The 14845-nt window shown below is 65.9% G+C and carries 16 protein-coding genes; 9 read left to right on the plus strand and 7 right to left on the minus strand.

Annotated elements, in window-relative coordinates; translation table 11 throughout:
* The first annotated feature begins 134 nt into the window (after positions 1-134).
* Positions 135-2189, plus strand: coding sequence for an elongation factor G (locus ACFWB0_RS15955; RefSeq protein ID WP_378491437.1), 2055 nt, complete (start codon positions 135-137; stop codon positions 2187-2189).
* Positions 2190-2257: 68 nt separating this feature from the next.
* Positions 2258-2437: a hypothetical protein gene (locus ACFWB0_RS15960; RefSeq protein ID WP_378491438.1), complete on the plus strand. Its 180-nt coding sequence runs from the start codon at positions 2258-2260 to the stop codon at positions 2435-2437.
* Between the two features lie 9 nt (positions 2438-2446).
* On the opposite strand, the gene ACFWB0_RS15965 is transcribed toward ACFWB0_RS15960, so the two are convergent.
* On the minus strand, positions 2447-3394 hold the full coding sequence (locus ACFWB0_RS15965; protein ID WP_378491439.1) for an ADP-ribosylglycohydrolase family protein: 948 nt from the start codon (positions 3392-3394) through the stop codon (positions 2447-2449).
* Positions 3395-3455: 61 nt separating this feature from the next.
* On the opposite strand from ACFWB0_RS15965, the gene ACFWB0_RS15970 reads away from it, so the two are divergent.
* Positions 3456-4142: an NUDIX domain-containing protein gene (locus ACFWB0_RS15970; protein WP_378491440.1), complete on the plus strand. Its 687-nt coding sequence runs from the start codon at positions 3456-3458 to the stop codon at positions 4140-4142.
* Between the two features lie 34 nt (positions 4143-4176).
* Here ACFWB0_RS15970 and ACFWB0_RS15975 read toward each other — a convergent pair whose 3' ends face one another.
* Positions 4177-5091: a pseudouridine-5'-phosphate glycosidase gene (locus tag ACFWB0_RS15975; protein ID WP_378491441.1), complete on the minus strand. Its 915-nt coding sequence runs from the start codon at positions 5089-5091 to the stop codon at positions 4177-4179.
* 16 nt (positions 5092-5107) lie between these two features.
* Positions 5108-5671, minus strand: coding sequence for a maleylpyruvate isomerase family mycothiol-dependent enzyme (locus ACFWB0_RS15980; RefSeq protein WP_378491442.1), 564 nt, complete (start codon positions 5669-5671; stop codon positions 5108-5110).
* A gap of 37 nt (positions 5672-5708) precedes the next feature.
* Here ACFWB0_RS15980 and ACFWB0_RS15985 point away from each other — a divergent pair, with 37 nt between their 5' ends.
* Positions 5709-6548, plus strand: coding sequence for a helix-turn-helix domain-containing protein (locus ACFWB0_RS15985; protein ID WP_378491443.1), 840 nt, complete (start codon positions 5709-5711; stop codon positions 6546-6548).
* Between the two features lie 5 nt (positions 6549-6553).
* Here the strand turns inward: ACFWB0_RS15985 and ACFWB0_RS15990 are convergent, their stop codons facing one another.
* The gene (locus tag ACFWB0_RS15990; RefSeq protein ID WP_378491444.1) at positions 6554-7252 is read right to left on the minus strand and encodes a hypothetical protein; all 699 of its coding nucleotides are present in this window, start codon (positions 7250-7252) and stop codon (positions 6554-6556) included.
* A 129-nt stretch (positions 7253-7381) separates the two neighbouring features.
* Here ACFWB0_RS15990 and ACFWB0_RS15995 point away from each other — a divergent pair, with 129 nt between their 5' ends.
* Positions 7382-7810 (plus strand): PPOX class F420-dependent oxidoreductase, encoded by a 429-nt coding sequence (locus tag ACFWB0_RS15995; protein ID WP_378491445.1) that lies wholly within the window; start codon positions 7382-7384, stop codon positions 7808-7810.
* Here ACFWB0_RS15995 and ACFWB0_RS16000 read toward each other — a convergent pair whose 3' ends face one another.
* A complete protein-coding gene (locus ACFWB0_RS16000; RefSeq protein WP_378491446.1) occupies positions 7811-8860 on the minus strand; it encodes a DNA polymerase IV in 1050 nt (349 codons plus the stop codon).
* 29 nt (positions 8861-8889) lie between these two features.
* Between ACFWB0_RS16000 and ACFWB0_RS16005 the strand changes: the two genes are divergently transcribed.
* On the plus strand, positions 8890-9522 hold the full coding sequence (locus ACFWB0_RS16005; protein ID WP_378491447.1) for a maleylpyruvate isomerase family mycothiol-dependent enzyme: 633 nt from the start codon (positions 8890-8892) through the stop codon (positions 9520-9522).
* Positions 9523-9538: 16 nt separating this feature from the next.
* On the opposite strand, the gene ACFWB0_RS16010 is transcribed toward ACFWB0_RS16005, so the two are convergent.
* Both ACFWB0_RS16010 and ACFWB0_RS16015 read right to left on the minus strand, forming a co-directional pair.
* Positions 9539-10282: an energy-coupling factor transporter transmembrane component T family protein gene (locus ACFWB0_RS16010; protein WP_378491448.1), complete on the minus strand. Its 744-nt coding sequence runs from the start codon at positions 10280-10282 to the stop codon at positions 9539-9541.
* The gene (locus ACFWB0_RS16015; RefSeq protein ID WP_378491449.1) at positions 10282-12297 is read right to left on the minus strand and encodes an ABC transporter ATP-binding protein; all 2016 of its coding nucleotides are present in this window, start codon (positions 12295-12297) and stop codon (positions 10282-10284) included. The genes ACFWB0_RS16010 and ACFWB0_RS16015 overlap by 1 nt, the downstream gene beginning before the upstream one ends.
* A gap of 210 nt (positions 12298-12507) precedes the next feature.
* Between ACFWB0_RS16015 and ACFWB0_RS16020 the strand changes: the two genes are divergently transcribed.
* The 3 genes from ACFWB0_RS16020 to ACFWB0_RS16030 all read left to right on the plus strand — a co-directional run bounded on the left by ACFWB0_RS16020 (position 12508) and on the right by ACFWB0_RS16030 (position 14798).
* Positions 12508-13158, plus strand: a complete 651-nt coding sequence (locus ACFWB0_RS16020) for a DedA family protein (RefSeq protein WP_378491450.1) — start codon at positions 12508-12510, stop codon at positions 13156-13158.
* Between the two features lie 75 nt (positions 13159-13233).
* Positions 13234-14391, plus strand: coding sequence for a serine hydrolase domain-containing protein (locus ACFWB0_RS16025; RefSeq protein WP_378491451.1), 1158 nt, complete (start codon positions 13234-13236; stop codon positions 14389-14391).
* A 140-nt stretch (positions 14392-14531) separates the two neighbouring features.
* Complete coding sequence (locus ACFWB0_RS16030) at positions 14532-14798, plus strand: hypothetical protein (RefSeq protein WP_378491452.1); 267 nt, start codon at positions 14532-14534, stop codon at positions 14796-14798.
* Positions 14799-14845: the final 47 nt, after the last annotated feature.

Genomic DNA, 14845 nt, shown 5'->3' on the forward strand with positions numbered 1-14845 from the left:
CTCGATACCGAGCCGTTGCCACTCCGACATCGCGCGGTGTCTTACGGCCGTCCATGATCTTGGACGTTCCAAAGACGACCGCGGAGCGGGTGCGGCTGCCTAAACTGAGCGGAAGCGACACGAGGAGCAGGTCGATGTCCGATCGCACCGCATCACGCACCCGGCAGACACCCGTGGCGGAAACGCCGGACGCCATTCGCAACGTCGCACTGGTCGGGTGCAGCGCCACGGGAAAGACGACCCTCGCAGAATCGCTGGCCTTCGCATCGGGCGCGATCGGTCGCGCGGGGCGGGTGGTCGACGGCACCACAGTGTCCGATTACGAGGAGATCGAACAGCAGCACCGACGCTCGGTGCAGCTGGCGGTATTGCCCCTCGAATGGAAGGGCATCAAGATCAATCTGATCGACACGCCCGGTCACCCCGATTTCGACGCCGAACTCCGTGCCGGGCTGCACGCTGCCGATGCAGCGATCTTCGTCGTCTCTTCCACCGACTCCGTCACTGCAGCGACGCGCGCGTTGTGGCGCGAGTGCGACGAGGAGAGGATTCCGCGCGCAATCGTCGTGACCAAACTCGACATCGCGCGGCACAGCTACGACGAGCTGCTCGAGCAGTGCCGCGATGCCTTCGGGCTCGGCCCCGACACGGTGCGTGCGTTGTTCTATCCGGTCTTCGACGGAGACCGTCCGATCGGGTCGATGGGCCTGCTGACCGGACGCAGCTACGGTGAGCCGGGTCCGTGCCCGGTCTCCGACTCCGCGCGCGAGAGTCTGGTGGAGGCGATCTCCGGTCAGGACGATGCACTCATGGAACGGTTCGTCGCCGGCGAAGAACTCGATCCGGAGTCCCTGCAGGACGGCCTCACCCGCGAAATACTCTCGTGTGCACTGCACCCCGCCGTACCCGCGACGGAGAGCGGAGTCGGCGCGGTCGAACTGCTCGAATTGATCGTCACGGGATTCCCCGCCCCCACCCACCGCCTGCGGGGCGCTCCACCGTGCGATCCCCACGCACCGCTCGTCGCTCAGATCGTGCGGGTGACCGGGGATTCGTATGTGGGCCGGATCAGCCTGGCGCGGGTCTACGCGGGCACGTTGAGACCGGACACGACGGCCACGCTCACAGGCAGTGAGCGCTCGGCCGAACGGATCCCGGCACTGACCAATCCGTTCGGTAAGCAGCAGCGACCTGTCGGCGAGGCAGTGGCCGGTGATCTCGTGTGCGTGGGCAAGCTGGCGACCGCGCGCCCCGGCGACGTGCTCCACGACTCCGATCACCCCGCAGACCTGGCGATGTGGCCGATTCCCGAGCCGCTGTTACCCCTGGCGATCGAGGCGCATTCACGCACCGACGACGACAAGCTGTCCCAGGCCCTGTCTCGGCTGACTGCAGAAGACCCAGCCGTGCGGGTAGAACAGAATCCCGACACCAATCAGGTGGTGCTGTGGTGCACCGGCGAGGCGCACGCCGAGTTGGTCATCGACCGACTCCGCCACAGGCACGGTGTGCAGGTCGACGTGGTCGAGCATCGCGTTCCGCTCCGCGAGACATTCGCAGCCCCGGTTTCGGGGCACGGTCGCCTGGTGAAGCAGTCCGGAGGACACGGTCAGTATGCGGTGTGCGACCTCGAAATCGAACCCCTCCCCGTGGGCAGCGGGGTCGTCTTCGAGGACCGCGTCGTCGGAGGGTCGGTCCCGCGGCAGTTCATCCCGTCCGTGGAGAAGGGTGTGCGTGCACAGACCGCGAAAGGTGTCGCGACCAGTAATCCGATGGTCGATGTGCGGGTCACGCTCGTCGACGGTAAGGCGCATTCGGTGGATTCGTCCGACGCCGCATTCCAGGCAGCCGCCGGCCTGGCGCTCCGCGATGCCGCATCCCACGGTGAGACGCGGATGCTCGAGCCGGTCGCCGCGGTGCGGGTGACCGTCCCCGAAGAACATCTCGGGGCAGTGCTGAGCGACCTGTCGTCGCGGCGCGGCCGGGTCCTGGGAACCGAATCTCCCGGTCCGGGCGTCGCACTGTTGCGCGCGGAGGTGCCCGAGCTCGAACTCGGCCGCTACCCGATCGACCTGCGCGCGATCACGCAGGGCACGGCCGACTTCGCCCGCGGATATCTCCGGCACGAACCGATGCCCGTGGCCCTCGCCGCGCAGTACCTCGATGGGAAGGCGCCGGCTCGTTCGTGAGACCGGTTTCCCGCCCCGCCGAGCCGGGTACCGTCTTACGCAAAGGCACGCACGACGAAAGGAAGACCATGTCCGATCCCCATCGACGTGCACACGAAAACGACCTGACCGGCGACAACCTGTCTCAGCTCATCGACGACATGGAAGAAAGCGTCAAGAAGGAACGCGACGAAGAGGGCGTGCCGGGGAATCCCACCGACCGCGAGCAGACCGAGAAGGTCGAACCCGACGATCAGGCTCCCTCCTGATCCGGATTCCTAGCCCGCCATGTTCGCTGCCGTCTTCGACGCGAGTTCGATGAGGTCGTCGACGCGATATCCCGGCCATCCGTGCAGCATCTGCTTCCACCGCTCCGGCACCGCCGACGCACCCCAGCGGGCGCCGAGCAGGCCGCCTGCAATTGCTGCGGTGGTGTCCGTGTCGCCGCCTGCGCGCACTGCGGCTTCGAGTGCGTCGACGAGGTGGCCCGGTCCGGATGCGTCGGTGTGGGTGATGGCCCACCACGCAACCTGCAGTGCGTGCACCACCCAGCCATTCTTGTCGAATACAGCTGCAGTTTCTGCCTTCTCGGCTTCGTCGAGGAGCGCTCCCCAATACTCGGCCACGTCAGTGGACGCACCCTCGAGATACATGCGGGCGCCGTCGAAGCTTCCGTACAGCACAGCGTGGCGGATCGCGTACGACCAGAGTCTGCACGCCTCGATGGCCTGCGGATCATCGTGGGTCAGAGCGCTGATCTCGGCAGCCACCGCGACGCACGCGTCGGCGTCGTCCAGGTAGGCGATGCCGACGGGCGCGGTACGCATGAGAGATCCGTTGCCCGCCTTCCGTCCCGGAATGCCCCGGGCACGCTGCCGCATTGCAGCCGCCGAGGCGGGTCGCGCCGAGAGCACGGCGGCAGTCTGGTTGCCGATATCCTTCGGGCGGGTGTCGTACCAGCGCACGAACTGCGCAGCCACAGCATCGAGTCCGTCTCCGTACCCGATCGGCAGTCCCGAGGCGGAGATCTCGGCGATCGCGAGGGTCATCGACGTGTCGTCCGTCCACTCCCCCGGAGCGAACGGGCCGAGCCCTCCGCCGATCATGTCGATCACCGTGTCCGGTCGCGGGTAGGTGAACTCGTATCCGGCGCCGAGCGCATCACCTGCTGCAGTGGCCACGAGCACTCCCGCGACACGATCCTTCTGCTGCATGTCCAGTTCCACATTCTCCCCTTCGCTCAATGTTGCGCTAATGAAATTAGCGCATGTTTGATTTAATGTCTACGTGAGTAAGAACCCCGGGTCTCCGAGCAAGCCCCTCACCGACTATCCGCGCCCCTCGGTCGCCGTCGACGTGGCCGTGCTGACCGTCGTCGACGAGACCGTGAAAGTGCTGGTGGTCGACCACCCACGGGGGCGCGCGCTGCCCGGGACGTTCCTGCATCCCGGCGAGCGTCTCGCCGACGCCGCACGTCGTGCGCTCCACGACAAAGCCGGACTCGACGACGTGGAGTTCCACCAGATGGCCATGCTCGACGACCCCGAGCGCGACGACCGCGGCTGGGTGCTGTCGATGACCCACAGTGCAGCAGTACGGGTCGAGCGCTTCCCCGCCGGAGCACAGCTTTTGCCGGTGACGGATGCCCGACAACTCGCGTTCGACCACGAAGAGATCGTCGCCCTCGCCGTGGCCGACCTGCGACGCCGCTACGCGACAGCGGTCGATCCCTCCGGATTGATCGGCGACGAGTTCACCATCCTCGAATTGCGCCGACTGTACGAGGTGATCTACGGGCGCAGATTCCCTAAGGACACCTTCCGCCGTCACCTGTCGCACGGTCTCGAAGCAACCGGCGAGTTCAGCCGTGAAGGCGCGGGTAGACCTGCCGAGCTCTATCGGAAGACCGCCGAGCCGCTACCTCCGAGTGCGGCGTCGTTCCTCGCGCAACTTCGGTGGGATTTTCTCCGCTGAGCGGGCACTATTCCACCAAAAGTGGCCCGAGTTATCAGGACACACGTGCGAGGACTGTCGCGATCTCCGCCGCCACCTGCACGTTCCCCAGATACACCGCAACGTTCGTGTCGAGCGTGGCGCCCTCGGTGCTGCGGTGCATGTGGTCGAGCAGGAACGGCGTCAGGTCTTTGCCCCGAATACCCGCGTCTGCCGCTTGCCGATCCGCCTCGGCAAGGACGCGATCATGCAGGGCAGGATCGACCTGCTTGTCTACAGCGACCGGATTCGCGATGAGCACCGCCGACCGCAGCGCCAGATCGTCGCGGGCGCGGGCCACCGCGGCTGCCTCCTCCGGCGAATCGACCGCATCGACCACACATCCGCTGTCGCGCACATAGAAGCCCGGGAACCGGGGGGTGCGATATCCCAGCACGATCACGCCAAGTGTCTCGAAGCGTTCGAGGGTTGCGGGCACGTCGAGGATCGACTTCACTCCCGAGTTGACGATGAGAATCGGAATCGACGACAGCGCAACAAGATCTGCACTCTCATCGAACGTCGATGCCGCGCCACGGTGGACACCCCCGAGCCCCCCGGTCGCGAACACGGCAATCCCCGCGCGACGTGCGAGCCAGGCGGTCGACGCCACCGTCGTCCCGCCGTGCAGACCTTTCGCCGCAGCCAGCGGCAGGTCGCGGATCCCGGTCTTCACCGTTCCGGAATCCGCGGCCCCGATCATCTCGATCTGATCGTGCGACAGACCGATCGTGGGCTCGCCGGCGACGACGCCGATCGTCGCCGGCGTGACACCCGATTCGCGCAACAGCCGTTCAGCGTCGAATGCCACCTCGATGTTCCGCGGACGAGACAGACCGTGCGTGAAGATCGTCGACTCGAGCGCCACCACAGGCGTCCCCGCAGCGACTGCTGCGCGCACCTCATCGGCAACGACGATCCGTTCGGTCATAGGCCGACGATATGCGTCATCCCTCTGCTCGGCGTCCCAAACGGGCCAGGATCCGCGACTGCCGATCGTCGGACGCTGCCTCCACCCCGGACTTGCACACACTGTCCATGTAAAGGGCGTCGCCGAAGCTGTCGGCGCCGGCTTCCATCCGGTCGAGTTCGGCATCCGTGAAGGCCGCAGGAATCCCGGCGCTCTGCGCGATGTCCCACCGATGTACGAGCAGATCCCAGATGTAGAACTGCTCGAACGTCGCACCGAGCGTCGTGGGTCCGAAATATCCCTCGTACGGGGCGTCGACGAGTGTGTCGTCGGTCAGCAGCGTCGCGACTCGTCCGGTGTGCTCACGCCACCCCACTGCCGGGTCGTCGAGGTCGGGGCGTTCACCGACGTCCAGTCCGCGGCCGATGAGGAATTCCCGTTGAGTGTCGACGATGTGGGCGACGACGTCGCGCGCGGTCCAGCCCTCGCATGGTGACTGCTTGTTCCACGCTTCGGCGTCGACCGCGTCGATGACGTCGGTCAGGGGCGCATTCGCGTCTCGGTGTCGGAGTGCTGTTGTATTGATGGAAGCTGTACTCATGTTCTGACGATATTCCCGCGCGAGGGGTGCGGTATTGATGAAACCCGACACCGGAGAAGATCCGGAACAGCAGCCGATCGAGCGCGCCCATCTGAACGATCCGATCGACACGACCAGCAAGGTCTTCCGGTATCCGGCCGCGTCCGAGCTCACCGCGTTGATGCGTCGGTACTGGATTCCGGTGTGGTCTGTGCCCGAAGGTGAGGACTCCGTCCAGCGGGTTCTGCAGTATCCGGTGTGTCTGGCGGTGGTGGCACAGGATTATGCGCGCTTCTACGGGATCACGTCAGGACTGTCCCGCACCACACTCACAGGCGATGGATGGGCGGTCGGGGTGATGTTCACGCCGGCCGCGGGTCATCTGCTCACACACAGACCGGTCGCGGCGTTCACCGACCGGTTCGCCGACCTCACCGACGTCTTCGGAGAAGAAGGCCTCCTCCTCACCCGCAGTATCCGTACTGCGATGGCGAGCGCTCCTCGCGCTCCCGAGTCGCATCGCGCCGCGATGGACCTGTTCGACGAGGCGCTTCGTCCGTTCGCGTCGATCGACGACGAGGGCCTGCTGATCAATCGGGTCGTCGCGTTCGTCGAAGACAATCCCGACGTCCTGCGCGTCGAACAGGTACGCGACGAGTTCGGAATGTCGGAGCGGGCACTACAGCGACTCGTTCACCGCAGGATCGGGTTGACACCGAAATGGTTGATCCAACGACGCCGCCTTCAGGAAGCGGCGGGCCGCCTACGCGAACGCGCGATCCCTCTCGCGGAGATGGCCGCGCTGCTCGGGTACGCGGATCAACCGCATTTCGTGCGCGACTTCGCGAAGGTCGTCGGCATGACACCCGCGGCATTTGCCGAAAAATACGGCATCTGAGTGTGTCAAGGATTTCCGCCGGCCGGTTCCTGCCCCGCGTTCTCGGGTAGGGATTCCAGATACTCGGCGTGCGCCTTCTCGTGGACACGGTCGGGATACCAGCTGGTGAACTTGATGGCGCACAGCATCGCCCCGGTCTGCAATACCCATCCCGTCCAGATGTTGTTGTTGTCGTCGAGAACGGCGTCGCCGTACCACCCAGCAGCCGCGGCAACCGCGAAGGCGAGCGCCCATACGCCGGTGATGATGTAGTTGGTCCGCACGAATATCGGAGAGTTCCAGAATTGCGGATCGACCATGTCGCGTGCGTACTGGAGGGTGAAGGGCATCCGGATCAGAATCGACCCGACGGCAATGATCACCAGAGTGATGTTCGAGATCTCACCGATCCATTTCTCCAGCCACACCTGTCCGTCGACGGTCAGGAAGAAGTGCACGATGAACAGGCCGGCGAAAAAGAGGACGTCGACGATTCCGAGAAGCTTGAGTTGTCTTCCGCGGATCCGGTCGGCCACGACGAAGAACACCGAGATGGCGAGCGCCACCGCGGACACCCAACCAGTACTGCCGGGGCCTTCGAAAATAGCGAGGAAGATCCAGGGAGCGAGACCGGTCAACGGTCCGTCGAGCACCTTGCCGATGATCGACGACCCCGCCCCCTTCCCCTGAGTTGGAGCGGGATTGTTCACAGTGTTGTCAGCCATGGCTGCCTCGATGTCACGACAATAGGGCCCCGACCCTCATTCGAGCGTAGACCCTTCACCCTTACCGAATTTCACCTTCGGTGACTTCGACTGCATGACTGCCACATTCGGTCGAAGTATCCTGACCCCATGGCAGCTGATGAGTCCACGCTCGAAGCCCTGTTCGGAGACACCGGAGTCGCCGCGCTTGTCACTCTCAAACGCGCGGGAAGACCGCAGATCTCGAACATCCTCTATCACTACGATCACCGAACACACACGTTCTCCATCTCGATCACCGATACCCGCGCGAAGACGAAGAACATGCGCCGCGACTCCCGCGTGAGTCTGTTCAAGGACTCCGACGACGGCTGGTCGTACGCCGTCGCCGAAGGCAACGCCGAACTGTCCGACGTGGCGCGCACTCCGAACGACGACGCGACCGAACAACTCGTCGCGCTGTACCGCAAGGTCCAGGGTGAGCATCCCGATTGGGACGAGTTCCGCGCCGCCATGGTCGCCGAACAGCGTCTGCTATTGCGGGTGCGTGTCGACCGGTTCTACGGCGCCGCGAGGTAGCTACCGGCCGTCCACCATCTCCACCCGCACTCCCACCAGCCGCACCTGCCTTTCCTGATCGAACCGTTCGAGCAGCGACACCGCTGCCGCGGAGATCACCGAAGGATCCGACGTCGGATCCGGCAGCGCGTGGCTGGTGGTGTGGGTGGTGAACGGTGCGTACCGAACCTTCACCTCCACCCGAACACCCGGCCTGTGCTCGGCTCGGATGTCCTCGGTGACCCGCTCGGCCAACCGCCGCACATGCTCGGCGACCTCGAGCCAGTCGGTGAGGTTGTGCTGGAACGTCATTTCGCGGCTGTGCGACCGCGCCACCCATGGCTCGTCGGATACTTCGGCGCTCCCCGCGCCTCTCCCCAGTCCGACGAGCCACGGCCCGGTCTTCGGCCCGAATCTCGATGCCATGTCGTCGACAGAAGCTGCAGCCAGTTCACGTACCGTGCGAATTCCCAAGGCATCCAACTTCTTTGCAGTCTTCGATCCGATGCCCCATAGCGCGCCTGCACCCAGGTCTCCCATCACCGCGAACCAGTTGTCGCGAGTCAAGGTGAATTGGCCCTGAGGTTTGCCGAACCCTGTCGCGATCTTCGCGCGCAGCCTGTTGTCACCGATCCCCACCGAACAGTGCAGTCTCGTTGCGTCGAGCACCGACCGCCGCACGAGTGCGGCGAACTCATCGGGGTCATCGGTCTCCACACCGAGAAACGCCTCGTCCCACCCGAGCACCTCCACCGTGACACCCAGCCCGCGCAGCGTATCCATCACCTGCTGCGACACCGCGTTGTAGACATCGGCGTCGACAGGCAGAAACACCGCGTCGGGAATCTTCCGGGCGGCGACACGCAGCGGCATGCCCGACCGCACCCCGAATGCGCGGGCCGCGTAGGAGGCGGTCGACACCACACCGCGTTCGGTGGGGTCGCCGCGACCACCGACCACCACGGGCTTTCCGGCGAGGTCAGGGTTCCGGAGCACTTCGACGGCCGCGAGGAACTCGTCGAGGTCGACGTGCAATACCCAGTGCACATCGCTCACGCTACCGCCGGACATCCGCCGCGCAGCCCGATATCGTGACCCGGGTGACCGACCGCGATCGTCTCTGGACCCTTGTCCACACCGAACGTGCCGTCCTGGCGAACGACCTCGCCGACCTGAACTCCGACCAGTGGGCACACCGCTCGCTGTGTGGCGCATGGAGCGTCGAACAGGTCGTCGCGCACCTCACCGCTGTTGCGACCGTCGGACCACTGAAGTGGATCAGAAGTGTGGTCGGCGCCCGTTTCGATACCGACCTGCACAACGCACGACGACTCACAGAGCACCTCGGCCCCACACCCGACGACACGCTCGCGAACTTTCGACGCGTGCTCACCAGCACCACGGCGCCGTTCGGACCGACCGAGGCGTGGCTGGGTGAGGTGATCGTGCACGCACAGGACATCCGGCGTCCGCTCGACATATCCCACACGCCGCCCGTCGAGGTGATCGCAGAGGTCGCGCGCTTCTATGCACGGAAGGACTTCGCGGTGAACAGTAAGAGCGCCGCCGAAGGACTCCGACTCACAGCCACCGACAGCGAGTTCACCGCAGGCAACGGTCCCGAGGTCAGCGGCCCGACATTGGCGTTGACGATGGCGATGGCCGGCCGCGCCCTCTACTGCGACGACCTCACCGGACCGGGCGCCGCGACACTCCGCTCTCGCTGTTCCTAGGCACTACCTCGAGAGTTCACCCCACCAACGACACGGCGACACACGCCGCGACGACGACGAGCACCACCACCAGGTCGCCCACGCCGAGTCGCGGCCACGCGCGCGCAACGGGTCGCGGGCCGCGCACCGACAGCGCGTCGCCGAGGTCGCGCGCCTGGCGCATCGACACCGACGCCACCGCGCCCACCGCATCGATGATTTCGTTCCATGAGCCGCGCGGCGACGGCAGGCCTGCACGGCCACGCAGTCGTCGCGCCGCGAACAACATGCGGAGCTCTCCCCGTATCGACGGCAGCACCCGTAAAGCCAGCGCGCAGGTGGTCACCCATTCGTCGACGGGGATACGCACCAGACGCAGCGGCGCGAGCAGCACGGGCAGTGCGTCGACGAGGTCCGACAACCGCGTGGTCCACCCCACGAGCGACGCAAGGGCCAGCAGAGAGATCCCGAGCAGCGTTGCCCGAATGTAGGCATCGATGCCCCCGCCGACCGCATTGATGACACCGAAGAATGCGATGAACGCGAACACCCACCACGGGACGGTCGGCACCACTCCACGTGGAATCCGTGCGACGAGTACACCTGCGAGGAGCACGGCAACGATGACGCCGAGCCCGGTCCACGACGGCTGGAAGCTGACCACCACCGACAGCACTGCGGCAGCAATCACTTTCGTGCCCGCCCACACGCGGTGCAGCGGGGTCTCTCGCGGGACCGGCCGCAGCAGAATCAAGGGGCGACGCTGGCGTTGCTTCTTCATCACGCGACCGCCTTCGTTCCGTCGTCGACGACGGTGCCGTCCTCGAGTACCACGGTGCGCGAGCACACCTCTTCCATGCCGTGCAGATCGTGGGAAATGACGATGATCGTGACGTGTTCGACGGTCCGCAGGTACACGAGGATCGAGATCAGTTCGCGTCGGCCTGCAGTGTCGAGCCCGGCGAGGGGTTCGTCGAGTACCAGCACACGCGGCGCCCGCGACAGTTGCGCCGCGATCGCGACACGTCGCATCTCGCCGCCGCTGAGCTGGTCGATGGGGCGAACCGCGAGGTCGACGCCCAAACCCACCCGCTTCAGAACAGCGGCGACGTACTGGTGGTCGGTGCGGGGCAGGCCTGCGACCTCCGAGACCTCCCGCGCGACAGTGGGTCGCTGCAGTTGCAATCGCGCCTGCTGGAACACGAGTCCGACCTCTCCCCTCACGTCGGCGGTCGGAGTGTCGTGCACGGTGCATGTTCCGCTCGTGGGTCGTAGGAGACCCGCGATGGTCCACGCGAGGGTGGTCTTTCCCGATCCGTTGGCACCGACCACCACTATCCCTTCCCCGCGGCCGACGGTCAGCGTCACGTTGCGCAGCGCGGTGTGTGCCCATGGGGTGCGATCCGCATACGTGTGGGTGACGTCGCGGAGCTCGAGTACGGGGAGCCACTTCGACGGCGGTGCGGCTGTGACCGCATCACGACGTTGCTCGCGTGCAGGCGGGTCGACGATGCGTCCCCGCTCCAGGTGCACGACACGATCGGCGCGTGCGGCTTCGTCGTCGAGGTGGGTGATGAGCACGACGGTGGTGCCGCTGGCGGCGATGTCCGCGAGCACGGCAATGAGCGCGGTGCGGCTGTCGGCGTCGACCATCGCGGTGATCTCGTCGGCGATGAGCAGCTTCGGCGTGCGCACGAGCGCGGCGGCCAAGGCCAGTCGTTGCTGCTGACCACCGGAGAGGTCTTCGGTGGCACGGTCGGCCATGCCCTCGAGTCCGACGCGATCGAGCAGGATGTCGATATCGATGTCGCCGGTCGTTCCCCAGCGCAGGTCCTCACCGACCGTCCGTCCGAGCACCTGGGCTTCCGGGTGCTGGAAGACCAGCACGGTGCCGTCCGGGGAGCCGAGTCCTACCGGTCCGGGTCGATCGACGAATCCCGAGGTGGGGTCGAGACCGGCCAGGATGCGAGCGAGCGTCGATTTGCCCGAGCCGTTGGCACCGACCACCGCGACGAACTCGCCTTCGGTGATCGTCAGGTCGACCTCGCTCAGCGCGTCACTGGTCGCGTTCGGGTAGCGGTAGGAGACGGAGTGCAACTTCACGGGCAGCGGGCCGGGCTCGCACTCGGTGATCCGGGCCGGCCACCCCACCTGCTGCCGCGGCCAAGTGCTGCGCTGTGCCACGGAGGCGAAGATCCCGAACGACAGCAGTGCCGTCCCCACCACTCCGAGAACGACGGCGCTACCGATCCACAGCCACCAATAGGTCACGAGGAAATCGATGGTCTCGTTCACCACACGGCTCAGCTCCGGATCCGATCCGGCAGCCTCGAACGCGGTCAGCATCCCGCGCATGGTGTTGACCAGTGCCTCGAGCAGCAGGACACGGGTCTGCTCGAACACGACCAGCAGCCCGACCACGGCCGCAGCCACCGCCACACCCATCGGCACCGAGCAGGCGAAGATGACGAACACCGCCGATCGTCCCCAGCGGCGTTGCGCGAACCCCACCAGGGTGCCGATCGCGGCGAGCAGCACCACCGCCGCGACCGCGAACGGCCCACCCGCGATCAGCGCGACGACAGCCGCCGCCGTGGTGGCAGCAATGACCGTGCGGACACGGCCGGTGACGGCGAGGAACGCGACGGGCAGCGCGACCAGCACTTGCGCGACCCCGACCGGAATCAAACCCGCGACCACCGACAAGACCGCGGTGAGCGCGCCGAAGATCGCTGCAGCAGCGAGCTCGGGTGGTTGAAGTGGTCCTCTGACCTTGGTTCTGGTTGCCGCCTTCACTGGGCCCAGTTTGCCAGCCGCGTACCGGGCTATTCGAAAGCTCGCTCCAGTGCGTCGAGTTCGGTGTCGAGCAGATCGACGCCCCCATCCGGACATTTCTCCTGCGCTCGGCCGGGTTTGCCCGCTATGAGACGAAATTGGTCGACGATTCGACCTCACCGGCGCCACCCGTTGCGGTGGGATGGCTGCCTCCGTCCTATCGTGAGTGTGATGAGCGTTCGAGATGCCGCCGCTGCCCCCACCGACGGACTCGCCGGTTGGGCACTGGACCTGATGGATCGACTCGGCGGTATCGGGGCAGGCATCGCGATCGCGCTCGAGAACTTCTTTCCGCCGCTGCCCAGCGAGGTGATCCTCCCGCTCGCGGGCTTCGCCGCGAGCCTCGGCAGCTTCACTCTGGTCGGTGCACTGTTCTGGACCACGCTCGGATCCGTCGTGGGAGCACTGGGGCTCTACTCGCTCGGACGCTGGGTGGGCGAGACACGGATACGTCGCGTGGTGGACCGGCTCCCTCTGGTCGACGTGGACGATCTGGATCGGACCACCGCCTGGTTCCGGCGACACGGACGCAAAGCGGTGTTCTTCGGCCGGATGGTGCCCATCTTCCGCAGTCTCATCTCGATTCCTGCCGGGGTGACGCGTATGCCGATCTGGCAGTTTCTCGCCTTCACCACCGCGGGCAGCCTCATCTGGAACAGCATCTTCGTGATCGCCGGGTATCAACTGGGCGAGAACTGGTACCGAGTCGAGCCCTATGCAGAAACACTGCAATATGTCGTCATCGCAGTGGTCGCGGTAGCCGTCATCTGGGCGGTCGTGCGGCGCGTGCGGTCGCGGGCAGAGCGCAGGGCGGAACAGTAGCGGTTTCCGCATTCCACCGATCTTCCCCACCGTACGGCGGATACTGAGTCGAAGGCCGTTCCTTCGGAGGCACTCATGCGTCGGCTGACAGTCGCGTTGACCGCGGCACTCCTCGTATTCGCCACGGCATGCGGCAGCGACGACTCGACCGACCCCGCGACCGGCGAACCCACGGTTCCCGACACTGCGACGACCACCGAATCCGGATTCGGCGCCGATCTGCAGAGTGTGCTCGACCGAGTGCATTCCGAGGTCGGGTTTCCCGGCGTCGTCGCACGTGTCGCGAGTCCGGACGGCGAATGGACCGGTGCGGCAGGCAGCGCGGGCGGAGACGAGGCGGCGTTGCCCGAGCCGATCGACCACACACGCATCGGCAGCGTCACCAAGACGATGACCGTCACCGCACTGTTGCAGTTGATGGACGGGAATCTACTGTCGCTCGACGACCCCGTCGGTCGATATGTTCCGGGCCTGCCGAACGGCGATACCGCCACTCTCGGACAGCTTGCGGCCATGACCAGCGGTATCCCCAGCTACACGTTCGACGACGAGTTCCAGCAGAAGGTGTTCGCCGACCCGACAGCCGAATGGACGCCCGAGCAGCTACTGGATCTCGTGCGGGGCGACCCGCCCAACTTCGCGCCGGGTGAGAAGTTCGAGTACTCCAATTCCAACACCATCGCCCTCGGTCTGGTGATCGAGGAGGTCAGTGGCCAGTCCCTCGGCGACTATTTCCAAGAGAACCTGTTCGGGCCTCTCGGTGCGATGCAGACGACTTTCCCCACCGACGCGTCGCTCCCGTCCCCGCGGCTGCAGGGCGTCACCGAGCAAGGACAACCGGAAGGACAGACCGCGAACGCCACCGACTGGAACCCGTCCTGGGCGTGGTCGGCAGGCGCCGTCACCTCCACCGTCGACGACCTCGAGATCTGGGGGCGGGCGCTCGGCACCGGACAGGGCATCCTGACACCGGAAGCCCAACGGCTGCGGCTGGACTCGTTCCAGTACAACCTTCCGCCCGCTACCCCGCAACGCGCGTACGGGCTCGGTCTCGGCATCGAGGACGGCTGGGTCGGGCACACCGGTGAACTGCCCGGTTACAACACGTATGTGGGCTATCTGCCCGAGACACAGACCGTGCTCGTCGTGGCAGTCAACAGCGACATCCCGACCGCCGACGGTGCCGAACCCGTCACCGTGGTCGTCGAGGAACTGAGGAAGGCCCTGCAGTAGGACGCCGCCTGCCGGCGCTGTGCCGACCAGGGCATCGGCCGGGTTCTGACCAAGACACATTTTTCGCCCGAGCGCAATGTAACGAAAAGAACACACTGGACGACACCCCTATCGAGGCATGTAGAACAAAGGGGTTCCTCGTGGCACACGACCAGTTGCTGTTCATCGGACGTCCGGATGCGACGGAGGTCGCGCACTGGAGCACACTGCGCGAACTTGCTCCGCAGCGCGGCTGGGTTTCCACTCGCAAGTTCGACCCGGGCAAGGTCGTCTGGGCGGTTGCGGCCAGCAGCGTCCTCGCCGACCAGGCGGAGGTGGTCGCCGAGGTTCGCAAGGCCGACATCCCCTGCACCAGCGCGCTCGACGCGATCAAGGACGCCTACTCGGCTGCGCATCTCTCCTCATAGACCGCACAGTGTGGATCCGAGCCCGGGGATTCCGGGCTCGGATCCCC

Source organism: Rhodococcus sp. NPDC060086, from assembly GCF_042730275.1.
In the GTDB taxonomy this organism is placed as follows: Bacteria; Actinomycetota; Actinomycetes; order Mycobacteriales; family Mycobacteriaceae; genus Rhodococcus.

Bases quoted from the DNA above. Each gene is read 5' to 3' on its own strand.
- ACFWB0_RS15955 (WP_378491437.1), top strand. From the start codon at position 135: ATGTCCGATCGCACCGCATCACGCACCCGGCAGACACCCGTGGCGGAA.
- ACFWB0_RS15960 (WP_378491438.1), top strand. From the start codon at position 2,258: ATGTCCGATCCCCATCGACGTGCACACGAAAACGACCTGACCGGCGAC.
- ACFWB0_RS15975 (WP_378491441.1), bottom strand. From the start codon at position 5,091: ATGACCGAACGGATCGTCGTTGCCGATGAGGTGCGCGCAGCAGTCGCT.
- ACFWB0_RS15980 (WP_378491442.1), bottom strand. From the start codon at position 5,671: ATGAGTACAGCTTCCATCAATACAACAGCACTCCGACACCGAGACGCG.
- ACFWB0_RS15985 (WP_378491443.1), top strand. From the start codon at position 5,709: ATGAAACCCGACACCGGAGAAGATCCGGAACAGCAGCCGATCGAGCGC.
- ACFWB0_RS15990 (WP_378491444.1), bottom strand. From the start codon at position 7,252: ATGGCTGACAACACTGTGAACAATCCCGCTCCAACTCAGGGGAAGGGG.
- ACFWB0_RS15995 (WP_378491445.1), top strand. From the start codon at position 7,382: ATGGCAGCTGATGAGTCCACGCTCGAAGCCCTGTTCGGAGACACCGGA.
- ACFWB0_RS16000 (WP_378491446.1), bottom strand. From the start codon at position 8,860: ATGTCCGGCGGTAGCGTGAGCGATGTGCACTGGGTATTGCACGTCGAC.
- ACFWB0_RS16010 (WP_378491448.1), bottom strand. From the start codon at position 10,282: ATGAAGAAGCAACGCCAGCGTCGCCCCTTGATTCTGCTGCGGCCGGTC.
- ACFWB0_RS16020 (WP_378491450.1), top strand. From the start codon at position 12,508: ATGAGCGTTCGAGATGCCGCCGCTGCCCCCACCGACGGACTCGCCGGT.
- ACFWB0_RS16025 (WP_378491451.1), top strand. From the start codon at position 13,234: ATGCGTCGGCTGACAGTCGCGTTGACCGCGGCACTCCTCGTATTCGCC.